The 11575-nt window shown below is 61.1% G+C and carries 12 protein-coding genes; 10 read left to right on the forward strand and 2 right to left on the reverse strand.

From position 1 onward, the window contains the following. Nucleotides 1-328: 328 nt before the first annotated feature. From AC07XF_RS18685 to AC07XF_RS18710, 6 genes are all read left to right on the forward strand, one after another. Nucleotides 329-1396, forward strand: coding sequence for a DUF2333 family protein (locus AC07XF_RS18685; RefSeq protein ID WP_495027605.1), 1068 nt, complete (start codon nt 329-331; stop codon nt 1394-1396). Between the two features lie 3 nt (nt 1397-1399). Then, entirely contained in the window at nt 1400-1969 is a 570-nt protein-coding gene (locus tag AC07XF_RS18690) for an NUDIX hydrolase (RefSeq protein ID WP_495027606.1), read from the forward strand. Nucleotides 1970-2296: 327 nt separating this feature from the next. Next, nucleotides 2297-2668: a translation initiation factor Sui1 gene (locus AC07XF_RS18695; protein ID WP_007991289.1), complete on the forward strand. Its 372-nt coding sequence runs from the start codon at nt 2297-2299 to the stop codon at nt 2666-2668. A 219-nt stretch (nt 2669-2887) separates the two neighbouring features. Next, nucleotides 2888-4801: an arginine decarboxylase gene (speA, locus tag AC07XF_RS18700; protein ID WP_495027607.1), complete on the forward strand. Its 1914-nt coding sequence runs from the start codon at nt 2888-2890 to the stop codon at nt 4799-4801. 232 nt (nt 4802-5033) lie between these two features. Continuing rightward, nucleotides 5034-6353: a contractile injection system protein, VgrG/Pvc8 family gene (locus tag AC07XF_RS18705; protein ID WP_495027608.1), complete on the forward strand. Its 1320-nt coding sequence runs from the start codon at nt 5034-5036 to the stop codon at nt 6351-6353. Next, complete coding sequence (locus tag AC07XF_RS18710) at nt 6350-7144, forward strand: DUF4123 domain-containing protein (RefSeq protein WP_495027609.1); 795 nt, start codon at nt 6350-6352, stop codon at nt 7142-7144. Before AC07XF_RS18705 ends, AC07XF_RS18710 begins: the two co-directional genes overlap by 4 nt. A 51-nt stretch (nt 7145-7195) precedes the next feature. Here the strand turns inward: AC07XF_RS18710 and AC07XF_RS18715 are convergent, their stop codons facing one another. Both AC07XF_RS18715 and AC07XF_RS18720 read right to left on the reverse strand, forming a co-directional pair. Then, a complete protein-coding gene (locus AC07XF_RS18715; RefSeq protein ID WP_007991298.1) occupies nt 7196-8545 on the reverse strand; it encodes an MATE family efflux transporter in 1350 nt (449 codons plus the stop codon). A gap of 162 nt (nt 8546-8707) precedes the next feature. Further along, the gene (locus AC07XF_RS18720) at nt 8708-9001 is read right to left on the reverse strand and encodes a hypothetical protein (RefSeq protein ID WP_495027610.1); all 294 of its coding nucleotides are present in this window, start codon (nt 8999-9001) and stop codon (nt 8708-8710) included. A gap of 259 nt (nt 9002-9260) precedes the next feature. On the opposite strand from AC07XF_RS18720, the gene AC07XF_RS18725 reads away from it, so the two are divergent. From AC07XF_RS18725 to AC07XF_RS18740, 4 genes are read left to right on the forward strand one after another with little or no spacing between them, the layout of a single operon-like run. Beyond that, the gene (locus AC07XF_RS18725) at nt 9261-9563 is read left to right on the forward strand and encodes a MazG-like family protein (RefSeq protein ID WP_126049043.1); all 303 of its coding nucleotides are present in this window, start codon (nt 9261-9263) and stop codon (nt 9561-9563) included. Next, nucleotides 9563-10312: a methyltransferase domain-containing protein gene (locus tag AC07XF_RS18730; protein WP_495027611.1), complete on the forward strand. Its 750-nt coding sequence runs from the start codon at nt 9563-9565 to the stop codon at nt 10310-10312. The genes AC07XF_RS18725 and AC07XF_RS18730 overlap by 1 nt, the downstream gene beginning before the upstream one ends. 12 nt (nt 10313-10324) lie before the next feature. Beyond that, a complete protein-coding gene (locus AC07XF_RS18735) occupies nt 10325-10933 on the forward strand; it encodes a DUF4136 domain-containing protein (protein WP_495027612.1) in 609 nt (202 codons plus the stop codon). A 55-nt stretch (nt 10934-10988) separates the two neighbouring features. Further along, nucleotides 10989-11552 carry a DUF4136 domain-containing protein gene (locus AC07XF_RS18740; protein ID WP_495027613.1) on the forward strand — a complete coding sequence of 188 codons (564 nt, stop codon included), beginning with the start codon at nt 10989-10991 and terminating at the stop codon, nt 11550-11552. Nucleotides 11553-11575: the final 23 nt, after the last annotated feature.

An 11575-nucleotide genomic window follows, 5' to 3' on the forward strand; every position in this document is an offset into this window, starting at 1 on the left:
TGTGCCGGGGGCGAAGTGCTTGAATCAGGGCACCTGACGGGCGTGGGGTGGCAATTGGCGAGTGACTGACATTCGGCAGTTCGTGATTTTTTGTCTGTGTTGATCGGCCCGGTTTTTTTCGCCTCAGAGGCTCAGGGATTCCCTTAGGGGGCAATCCAAACCATAAGGGGGATTTCGACGGCCGCAGCGTCGTCCGGTGCGCAGGAACTCTTTTCATCCACGGCCCGGTAATTTTCCCCATCGGTGCAATGGCGGGTGCCGGGCCAAGGCACGTTGTTGTATGGTTGTGGTCGAACCGTTGAACTCAAGAGCTTGAAAGGATATCGCCATGCTGGACTGGAAGAACCGCACAGGCAGTGCGCCTGAACGTGCCGCTGAACCGAAGTCGGAGACCCGCAGTTATCTGGGCGGTCTGTTGTTCAGCCGGGCGCTGGCCACTTTGCTGGGCATCTACCTGTTGGTGGCGAGTGTCCTGGGCTGGTACTGGAGCCAGGAGCCGGCGCTGTTCCCGGTCCAGCAAACCGCCCAACTGGCCGCCGAGAAAGAAGGCAAGCAGATGGTCGTTGGCTACACCACGGTGGAAACCCTCAAGACCGTCGCCGGCACGTTGCTGACCAAACCGGGCGGCTATATTTCCAACGACCGATTCCCGCCAGGCCTGTGGATGGACAACATGCCGAGCTGGGAATACGGCGTGTTGGTGCAGGTCCGCGACCTGAGCCGTGCATTGCGTAAAGACTTCGCCCGTTCGCAGTCGCAGTCCGCCGAAGACGCCGACCTGGCCAAGGCCGAGCCGCGTTTCAACTTCGACAACAAGAGCTGGGTGCTGCCATCCAGTGAGTCCGAGTACCTGGAAGGCATCAACTCCCTGAGCCGCTATCAGGCGCGCCTGTCCGATCCGAACCAGAAGAGCGCGCTGTTCTATGCCCGCGCCGACAACCTGAACAACTGGCTGGGTGACGTCGGCACGCGACTGGGCTCGCTGTCGCAACGGCTGTCGGCCAGCGTTGGCCGGGTCAAGCTCAACACGGCGCTGAAGACCGAGATCGTGGCGCCGGGTGTGGCGCCGCAGGTCGACGAGGAAATCGTCGAGACTCCATGGTTGCAGATCGACAACGTGTTCTACGAAGCCCGCGGTCAGGCCTGGGCCTTGTCGCATTTGCTGCGCGCCATCGAAGTCGACTTCGCCGATGTGCTGGCCAAGAAGAACGCCACGGTCAGCGTGCGCCAGATCATTCGTGAACTGGAAGCCTCGCAGGAGCCGGTGTGGAGCCCGATGATCCTCAACGGCAGCGGCTTCGGTGTGCTGGCCAACCACTCGCTGGTCATGGCCAACTACATTTCCCGGGCCAACGCCGCGGTGATCGATTTGCGTCAACTGCTCAATCAGGGCTGAGTCATGGTTGATAACTCTGTCGATGGAATGCGAGAAGCCGCGCACCGTGCGGCTTCCGATGCGGAACAGATCGCCTGGGTCGACGAGCAGGACAACCTGCTCGGCGCCCTGGTCCGCTCCGACCTGCGCGAGCGCGGGCTGATCGGGCGCGGCACCTACATTATGTTGTTCAACTCCGCTGGCGAGCTGTGCGTGCATCGCCGTACGTTGAGCAAGGCGATCTATCCCGGTTACTGGGACGTGGCGGCGGGAGGCATGGTGCTCGCCAGCGAATCCTACGCCGAGTCGGCGGCCCGTGAGCTGGAAGAAGAGCTGGGCGTGAGTGGTGTGGAGTTGACCGCCCACGATCACTTTTTCTTCGAGGACACCGGCAATCGGCTGTGGTGTTCGGCGTTCTCGGCGGTGTGGGACGGCCCGTTGACCCTGCAACCGGAAGAGGTGCTCGAAGCACGCTTTATCCCCATTGATCAGGTCATGCTGGAGATCGAGCAAAAGCCTTACTGCCCGGACTCTCTGGCGGCGTTGAAGCGCTATCTGAAGGCTCAACAAAGCAACGTCGCAAAACAGCTATAAATTGGCGCCGATTGGCTCTTAGCAATCGGCGTTTTTGCCGTTACACTGCGCGACCTTTTCAAACTGAACCGGTATTGCTGGTTGTTGTAGGAGCGAGCTCGCTCGCGAAAAACGCAAAGGCGACGCATGCTGCCTGATGCCGCGCATTATCGTTGACGTCCATCGCGAGCGAGCTCGCTCCTACAGAAGACGTCATCGTTCGTGAGCAATTGCGTTTCAGCAATGTTGTACCGTTTCAGTAGCGCTGCCCCTGCCTGAGTGGGGCTTCGCGGTCGATAGCCTTCCCAAGTGCTGCGACCAGTCTTTGTCCTCCGAAGAGGATTGCCGGTGGCCAAAAAAGCCGCATCCTTCGCCGCCCTGGGCGGCCTGGTATTTTCCACCGACGCAGGTCGTCATTGCCCGGAATGCAGTAAACCGGTGGACGCCTGCATCTGCAAACAGACCGTTATCCCGGCCGGCGACGGCATCGCGCGCGTGCGTCGCGAAAGCAAGGGCCGTGGCGGCAAGACGGTGACCACCATCACCGGCGTGCCATTGGCTGAAGACGCGCTCAAGGAACTGGCCACGACGTTGAAGAAACGCTGTGGGACCGGTGGGGCGTTGAAAGACGGTGTCATCGAAATCCAGGGCGATCATGTCGAGCTACTCTTGGCAGAACTGATCAAGCTCGGTTTCAAAGCGAAGAAGTCCGGCGGCTAGCAGCCTCTGTGAAAACCACCCTCGGCTGGATCCGGTCCTGATGGCATTCAGGCCTGGCGGCGTCCACATGGTTTTCACAGAGCCTGTTCATGACCGGTTTCTAAACTCACTGCGGTCGGCGGGGTCTATTGCCTCGTTGACGAACCGTCATTTTCATTCTTTAGACTGCGCCGGCCTGAACCCAGGCGACGCACTATGACTTCTTTATAGGGGACTTCGATGTCCGTACGACGCACACGCAAAGACGATGGCAGCCAATGGACAGTTGCGGACAGCCGCAGTGTTTACGGGATTCGCCATTGGGGGGCCGGGTATTTCGCGATCAATGACGCCGGTCGCGTCGAAGTTCGTCCGAACGGTCCGAGCAGCTCGCCTATCGACCTGTTCGAGCAAGTCGACCAGTTGCGCAAAAGCGGCCTGTCCTTGCCGTTGCTGGTCCGTTTCCCGGACATTCTGCAAGACCGCGTGCGTCAGCTGACCGGCGCGTTCGATTCGAACATCGAACGTCTGGAATACCAGAGCAAGTACACCGCGCTGTACCCGATCAAGGTGAACCAGCAGGAAGCGGTGATCGAAAACATCATCGCCACCCAGAACGTTTCAATCGGCCTGGAGGCCGGTTCCAAGCCAGAGTTGCTGGCCGTGCTGGCGCTGGCGCCGAAGGGCGGCACCATTGTTTGCAACGGCTACAAGGATCGCGAGTTCATTCGCCTGGCGTTGATGGGGCAGAAGCTCGGCCATAACGTGTTCATCGTGATCGAGAAAGAATCCGAAGTCGGTCTGGTGATCGAAGAAGCGGCCTCGCTCAAGGTCAAGCCGCAGGTCGGCCTGCGCGTGCGGCTGTCGTCCCTGGCATCGAGCAAGTGGGCGGACACCGGCGGCGAGAAATCCAAGTTCGGTCTGTCGGCGGCGCAACTGCTGTCGGTGGTCGAGCGTTTCCGCGCGGCCGGCCTGGACCAGGGCGTTCGCCTGCTGCACTTCCATATGGGTTCGCAGATCGCCAACCTCGCTGACTACCAGCACGGCTTCAAGGAAGCGATCCGTTACTACGGCGAATTGCGTAACCTCGGCCTGCCGGTGGACCACATCGACGTCGGCGGTGGCCTGGGCGTGGACTACGACGGTACGCACTCGCGTAACGCCAGTTCGATCAACTACGACATGGACGATTACGCCGGCGTCGTGGTCGGGATGCTCAAGGAATTCTGCGATGCGCAGAGCCTGCCGCACCCGCACATCTTCTCCGAAAGCGGCCGCTCCCTGACCGCGCACCACGCCATGCTGGTGGTGCAAGTGACCGACGTCGAGAAGCACAACGACGACGTGCCGCAGATCGAAAACAAGGAAGCGCTGCCGGAAACCGTGCAGTGGCTGGTGGACCTGCTGGGTCCGACCGACATCGAGATGGTCACCGAAACCTACTGGCGCGCCACGCACTACATGAGCGATGTCGCCGCCCAGTACGCCGATGGCAAGCTGACCCTGGCCGAGAAAGCCCTGGCCGAGCAATGCTACTTCGCCGTGTGCCGTCGCCTGCACAACTCGCTGAAGGCGCGCCAGCGTTCCCACCGTCAGGTGCTGGACGAACTCAACGACAAACTGGCCGACAAGTACATCTGCAACTTCTCGGTGTTCCAGAGCCTGCCGGACACCTGGGCCATCGACCAGGTCCTGCCGATCATTCCGCTGCACCGCCTCGACGAAGAGCCACTGCGTCGTGCGGTACTGCAGGACCTGACCTGTGACTCCGACGGCAAGATCAACCAGTACGTCGACGAGCAGAGCATCGAAACCAGCCTGCCGGTGCATGCCCTGAACGAAGGTGAGGATTACTTGCTGGGTGTGTTCCTGGTCGGTGCCTACCAGGAAATTCTCGGCGACATGCACAACCTGTTCGGTGACACCGACTCGGTGAACATCTACCAGAACGCCGACGGCAGCGTGTACCACGCCGGTATCGAAACCCACGACACCATCGAAGACATGCTGCGTTATGTGCACTTGTCGCCGGAAGAGCTGATGACTCACTACCGCGACAAGTGCGCCAGTGCCCGCATCAGCGCAACCGAACGCACCCAGTTCCTCGATGCCCTGCGTCTTGGCCTGACCCGTTCTTCTTACCTGTCTTCCTGAGGTAAGCGCCACGCTCATCAGGTTGTCTGAATTTTTTCCGTTTACCGCGGAAATTTCAGATGACCTGGTGCGGCGATTCTGTTTTTTCAAGCGAAACTGCCCACGTCCTTGGCGATCCATGCCATTTGGTCTTCTTTTCGCGTAGGTCATTTCCTAAGTTGTACTTCGGCACTCTACTCGGCCATGTCTCTCAGCGAGAATCCCCGGCCTCCCCTCCTGTAGAGAAACGCCGATGTTCAATCCAGTCAGCGAACCGTCATTTCGTCTGGATGTAGCAGGTCTGCCCGACGCCCTGGAGGTCCTGGCCTTTACCGGTAGAGAGGCCATCAGCGAGCCGTTTGTGTTCGACATGGAGTTGCTGATCGATGACCCGATGCTTGACCTTGCCCGTTTGCTGTACCGCCCGGCCTCCTTGCATTTCGGGCCTGCCGGAAACCACGTGCATGGACAACTGCATGAACTCGTCCAGCGTGATCATGCCTCGGGAACCCGACTCTGCCAGGTGCGCCTGGGGCCAAAAATAGCGTGCCTGGCCCAGCGCTCCAGCCAACGGATCTTCAGCGCCCGTTCAGTGCCGCAAATCCTCGACCAAGTGCTCAAAGAGCACGGCATTACCGGCAAAGATCGACGCCTGGCGCTCGGCGGCGATTACCCGCCCAAGGATTTCTGCACGCAATATCGGGAGTCGGACCTGCAGTTTCTCCAGCGACTGTGCGCCCAGGAACGCCTTCACTATCACTTCGAGCACCGGGCTCGCGGGCACTGCGTGGTGTTCAGCGATGATCAGCAGCATTTTCGATCCGGCGAACCTGCGATATTCCGCAGCGAGGGTGATCGGCCGGCGGTGCAGCGCATCGAACGTCAGCGCTGCGGCGAGACTGCGACGCAGCGAGCGGAATGCCGGACGGACCTGGCGACCTTGCGCAGCGGTCAGCTGATGCCGCTGTCCGGTCATCCGGTCGCCGAATGCAATCGCCTCTGGCTGCTGACCCACATCGAGCATTGGGGCAGCCAGGATGCGACGACGCCGTACCACAATCAGGCCCGTGCCCTGCATTGGCCGACACCACTCGAGCCACCCTGTGCGACGGTCAAACCACAGATGCATAGCCTGCAACGGGCGTGGGTAGTTGAGGTCGATGAACCAGGCCCCGACCCGGCAAGGCCGGTACCGGTGCAATTCGATTGGCTGTATCAGGGCGAAGGGGCGATGCCCAGTCATTGCTGGTTGCCCCTGGCCGGGCAGTTGCAGGCCTCAACGTTCTCGTCATTGCGGGAAGGGACTGAGCTGGTCGTGAGCTTTGTCGAGGGCGATCCCGATCAACCGCAGATAACCGGGTTGCTACATGCACCGATAACGGTCGAGGTGACAGGCGCTGACACCTCCCAACCCATCTGCACCCATGCAGAGGGCCTGGAGCAATGGATGCGCTCGGAAGAGCCGTTGATGCTGCTGTGCCTGCTGCCCGGCGGTGGCAGCTTCAACCATTGCGCACAGGCGTTGTGCACCTGTCGTCTGGCGACACGGCTTGGCCAGAGCGCTGGAGCATGATCGCCACACGCACGCCCGAGGCCCCTGCGCAGTGGTTATTGCTGGATGTGCCGGGCACGCCGCAGGCGGGTGTCGCCCTGAGGCAGATGTTTGCGCAGGCCCGGTGGTCGGGGTTGTTCGAAGGTACGGAGTGGCATGCGCTGCATGAGCAGGGACCGGTCCTGGTCGATCTGCGCACATGCCCGGCACTCGCCGATTTATGCCGTGTCGACGGCCAACGCTGGCCCGGATTGCTGATGGTCAGCGAGGCCAGCGCATCGTCGTTGCTGGCGCATTTGCGGCGCATGCTCACGGTCACGCTTGGCCTGCACCGGGCCCTTTTGAGTTACTACAATCCGATCACGGCCAGCTATTTTTTCGATGCCTGCGATGCCGCTGAACTGAGTCGCTGGCTAGGTCCTGTCAGTCATTTGCGCTGGTTCGGCGGTACCTGGGCCGACCGCGCGATGGGTTGTGCAGGCTGGCAACGATTGTCTAACCCGGGGCTGGCGGTCAGCCCGTTGGCGGTCGAGGAAAGCCTCAACGCCGGGCAACTGGAAAAACTGCAAACCTGCCTGCTCGAACAGCATGCCTGGCGCTGGAGCCAATCCACCGGTGCCGATTTCCCCCGCCTGTGGACCCATGTGCAGGAAGGGCTGGCGCTGGGTTTTAGCGAACGTCCGGTGCTTGATGGCTGGATATGGCTACGCCTGCAATATCCCGACGCCGTGCCCGTGCAGCCGCTGCCGGGGCTGACCCAACAGGAACGCCTCGATAGCCTGCGTCACCTGTGGCAGAACGATCCACCCTGACCATGAGGTCGAAATTGATGAGGCGGCCTATTCGACGGCTGTCCCGCTTGCTCAGTGAGTGCCGCTGGCGAACCAGCCATCGTTACGACGCAGACGCCAGGCAATCACACCGAGGGTCAGACTGCGCAGCAGCATGAACACCAGAAAGGTTATCCACAGGCCATGGTTGCCCCAGCCTTGCAGTGCCCAGCCGAAAGGCAGCACCAGCGCCACTGTCAGCAGCATGCCGTTGCGCATTTCCCGGGCGCGGGTGGCGCCGATGAACAGGCCATCGAGCAGGTAACTCCAGACGGCAATCAGCGGCAGTACGGCGAGGTAGGGCAGGTAGATGAACGCGGTGTCGCGCACGCTCTGAATATCGGTCTGCATCTCGATGAACAAGTGCCCGGCAAACAGAAACAGCGCGGCAAAGCCCAGGCTCGCCAGCAACGACCAGCCGCACGCCACCACCAATGAACGGCGCAGGGCATCGCGGTCGCGGGCGCCAAGAGCATGCCCGCACAACGCTTCGACGGCGTGGGCCAGGCCATCGAGGGCGTGGGCGGTCAGCAACAATCCATTGAGCAGCAGGGCATTGGCAGCGACCGTGGCGTCGCCCAGCCGCGCGCCTTGCACGGTGATCAGGAAAAACACCGATTGCAGCGCCAGGCTGCGGATGAAAATGTCGCGGTTGACCGCCAGCAATGGCCGCCAACTTTGCCACAGCGCCAGCGCTGCCCAGACGATATGACCGGGATAGGCGCGCAGGGCTTTGCGGGTCATCAGCAAGCCGATCAGCGCCCCCGTCCATTCAGCAATCACCGAGGCCCGGGCCGCGCCGACCACGCCCCATTCCAGGCCGAGGACGAACCATAGGTTCAGGGCAATGTTGACCAGGTTGGTGCTCAGCAGAATCGCCAGCGGCGCCCGGGCATTCTGGGTGCCGAGGAACCAGCCGACCAGTGCATAGCTGGCCAGCGCCGCCGGCAGGCCAAACAGGCGGGTGTGGAAGAACTCGCGGGTCAGTTGATCGAGTTCCGCCGACGGTTGCATGAAATGCAACGCAACACCGCTCAATGGCACGCCCACCGCCCCCAGCACAATGGCCAGGCCGATGGCCAGCAACAGGCCTTGCAACAGGATCTGCCGTAAAGCCGCGCCATCCCCGCGCCCGGCCGCCTGGGCGGCGAACCCGGTGGAGCCCATGCGCAGAAAACCCATGGCCCAGGCGAGGAAGGTATACAGACTGGCCCCGACCGCGACGGCGCCGAGTTGATGGGCGTGGGGCAGGTGACCGATGACGGTACTGTCGACCAGCGCCACCAGCGGTACGGAAATGTTCGAAAGAATCATCGGCGCGGCCAGCGCCCAGACCCGGCGATGGGTAGGGCGGTCGCGCCAGTCGGCGGTCAGGTTGGACATGCAGGCTCCTTGGGGGAGCGGGCATTGTAGCGGCACATTTGAAATCCGCCGCGATCCATTGTGGGAGCGGGCTTGCTCGCGAAAGCGGTCGTCCAGTTAATATTGATTCGACTGACACTCCGTCTTCGCGAGCAAGCCCGCTCCCACAGGTGTTCGATGGTGTCAGTGAATGATCCAGCTGAGTAACCAAAGCCCCAGCATCAACCAGATGATCCCCATGATGAACGACGCATTGAGAAATGCGCGGATCGCCGACCACAGCAGTATCAGCCCGAGGATCAAGGTCACGATGCTGACGATCGAGGTGTCCATGCCCAGCGCCCTGGACAAGCCTTCGACAAAATTGCTGCTGGCGTTGCTCATCAGATTGAACAGCCCACTGAGGCCATCAACGATGAAGCGGATGATCGAGCCGAGTACCTGGCCAAGCCATTCGAAAAAACCTTCTACCTGCATGGAATGGGCATCCTGATTAAAGAGAATTGAGTCTTGGGCTGTCGATCATGCTGCCGAGTTCCCACAAGCATAGAGGGTTGCACAATACCTGTGGGAGCGGGCTTGCTCGCGAAAGCGGTTGTCCAGTTAATAATGATTCGACTGACACTCCGTCTTCGCGAGCAAGCCCGCTCCCACAAAAAACATACAGGGCACTCAATCGTTGTCACTTGCCATCCTCGGCCATCCCCCCGAAGCTATACGCCTTCAGGAGAGCCCGATGAACCTTGTTGAACTGACCGAACGCCTGCACGCCATCCGTGACCGCAATGACTGGCGGCAATTTCACAGTCCGAAAAACCTGGCCATGGCCGCGAGCGTGGAAATGTCCGAGCTGGTGGAGATTTTCCAGTGGCTGAGCGAAGACCAGTCACGCCAGTTGCCGGCGGACAAACTTGCCCACGCCGGGCAGGAAGTCGGTGACATCGTGCTTTACCTGTTGCTGTTGTGCAGCGAGCTGGGCCTGGACATGGAAGCCGTAGTGCGCAGCAAACTGGCGGACAGCGAGCGGAGGTTCAGCTGATGAGCGACCGTCATTTCGATCAACTGGCGACCCGTTTCGCCGAAAAAATCTACGGCGGTGCCAAAGGTGCCATCCGTCTGGCGGTGTTGCAGGCCGATCTGGCCGAAACCTTGCCCGACCGGCCGCTGCGCGTTCTGGACATCGGCGCCGGCCTTGGCCACATGTCGTTGTGGCTGGCCCAGCGGGGCCATCAGGTGACCCTCGCCGAGCCTGCCGAACCGATGCTCGAAGGCGCCCGCCAACGCTTTGCCGAAGCCGGGCAGAGCGCCACGTTCATACAGGCACCGTGGCAGGAGCTGCTCGGGCAGCTCACCGAACCCTACGACCTGGTGCTGTGTCATGCCGTGCTGGAGTGGCTGGCCGAACCCCACGCCATCCTGCCGGTGCTGCATCAACTGACCAAGGCGGACGGCTGGCTGTCCCTGGCGTTCTACAACCGCGACGCGCTGATTTATCGCAACTTGCTCAAGGGCCATTTCCGCAAGATGCGCAAGAACGACATGGCCGGTGAAAAGCAGAGCCTGACCCCGCAACAGCCCCTTGATCCGCGCGAGCTGGCGGCGCAACTTGAAGGTCTGTGGAAGGTCGAAACCCAGAGTGGAGTGCGGGTTTTTCACGATTACATGCCGGTGGAATTCCAGGCCCGCGCCGAGCTGGTGGACCTGCTGGAAATGGAACTGGCCCATCGTCGTCATCCAAGCTTTGCCGGGCTTGGGCGTTACTTGCACTGGATCTGTCGGCCTGTTTGATCGGAGCACGAAATGAAAAATCATTCAGGTGTACTGGTGTTCTGCCTGGGGCTGGCCGCCTGTCAAGGCAGCAACCCTTATGTCGCCACGTCCAACCCTTTGCCACCGGCGCCACCCCAGGCCGCCACCACCTTTGACCGCAGCGCTTACCCGGCAGCACCCCGTGACTATGGACGCTACCGCAGTTGGGCCTGGCTCAATGGGCATCTGCCACCAGGCACCGCCTGGGCCGACTCCGCGCAAGTCGCCGAAGCAGTCAGCAATGCGCTGGATCAACGCGGCTTGCGCCCATTGCACGACAATCGCTCGGCCGACCTGTTTGTCAGCGCCGACCTGCGGATGGAAACCCGCTTGCGTCAGGTTCGGGACGACTATTACGGCGGCGGTTATGGCGGCTACAACGGCTACGGCCCTGGGTATGGCGGGTACGCCACCGTACCGATCGTTCGTACCTATCAGGAGCAAGTCGTGGTGGTTCAGGTGGACATGTTTGACGCCAAAAGCGGTCAGCCGGTGTGGAGCTCCAGCGCTGAAACCGGCAACCGGGGCAGCGAAAGCGAACGGGCCGATGCCATACGGGAGGCTGTGGAAAAGGCAATGTCGGCGTATCCTCCTAGTTAGCTTCTTGTAGATAAGAAGCATTCCACAGGATCATGTCTTCAACCGGAGAATCATCATGTTCCGCCGTTTTGTTTTACTGGCAGTGGCCGCGCTGCTCAGTGCCTGCGCCGCCAACCAGGTCAATCATGACTTCGACGCCAGCCGCGACTTTGCTACCTATCGCAGCTGGACCTGGAAAGAACCCGCCCTGCAATACCGTCCCGATGATCCACGGATCAAGAGCGACCTGACCGAACAGCGCGTCCGCCAGGCAGTTGCCGATCAACTGGATCAGCGCGGTCTGCGCCCGGCCGCCGCAGGTGCCAAGGGTGACTTGAATGTACAGGCCTACCTGATTGTCGAAGATCGGCAACAACAGGTGACCACCAATTACGGCGGTGGGTGGGGAAACCCTTGGTATGGCTATTACGGCGCACCGATGTACAACGAAACCCGCAATGTCAGCTACAAAGTGGCGACCATCCAGATCGACCTGCTCGATGGCAAGGACGGCAAACTGGTGTGGCGCGGCAGTGACGAACAGATACTCAGCCGCACGCCGAACCCGTCGGATCGTCGCGATGCCATCTGGGAAACAGTCACGCGGATATTGGCCAACTATCCACCGCACGCCTCCTAGAATCAGCCAGCCCCACAACCCCT

It is taken from the genome of Pseudomonas sp. GW821-FHT01C01 (assembly GCF_059422645.1).

Excerpts from the sequence above, each read along its gene's own strand:
- AC07XF_RS18715 (WP_007991298.1), bottom strand. The coding sequence starts at position 8,545 with ATGTCCAACCTGACCGCCGACTGGCGCGACCGCCCTACCCATCGCCGG.
- AC07XF_RS18740 (WP_495027613.1), top strand. The coding sequence starts at position 10,989 with ATGTTCCGCCGTTTTGTTTTACTGGCAGTGGCCGCGCTGCTCAGTGCC.
- AC07XF_RS18720 (WP_495027610.1), bottom strand. The coding sequence starts at position 9,001 with ATGCAGGTAGAAGGTTTTTTCGAATGGCTTGGCCAGGTACTCGGCTCG.
- AC07XF_RS18725 (WP_126049043.1), top strand. The coding sequence starts at position 9,261 with ATGAACCTTGTTGAACTGACCGAACGCCTGCACGCCATCCGTGACCGC.
- AC07XF_RS18705 (WP_495027608.1), top strand. The coding sequence starts at position 5,034 with ATGTTCAATCCAGTCAGCGAACCGTCATTTCGTCTGGATGTAGCAGGT.
- speA (WP_495027607.1), top strand. The coding sequence starts at position 2,888 with ATGTCCGTACGACGCACACGCAAAGACGATGGCAGCCAATGGACAGTT.
- AC07XF_RS18735 (WP_495027612.1), top strand. The coding sequence starts at position 10,325 with ATGAAAAATCATTCAGGTGTACTGGTGTTCTGCCTGGGGCTGGCCGCC.
- AC07XF_RS18685 (WP_495027605.1), top strand. The coding sequence starts at position 329 with ATGCTGGACTGGAAGAACCGCACAGGCAGTGCGCCTGAACGTGCCGCT.
- AC07XF_RS18690 (WP_495027606.1), top strand. The coding sequence starts at position 1,400 with ATGGTTGATAACTCTGTCGATGGAATGCGAGAAGCCGCGCACCGTGCG.
- AC07XF_RS18730 (WP_495027611.1), top strand. The coding sequence starts at position 9,563 with ATGAGCGACCGTCATTTCGATCAACTGGCGACCCGTTTCGCCGAAAAA.
- AC07XF_RS18710 (WP_495027609.1), top strand. The coding sequence starts at position 6,350 with ATGATCGCCACACGCACGCCCGAGGCCCCTGCGCAGTGGTTATTGCTG.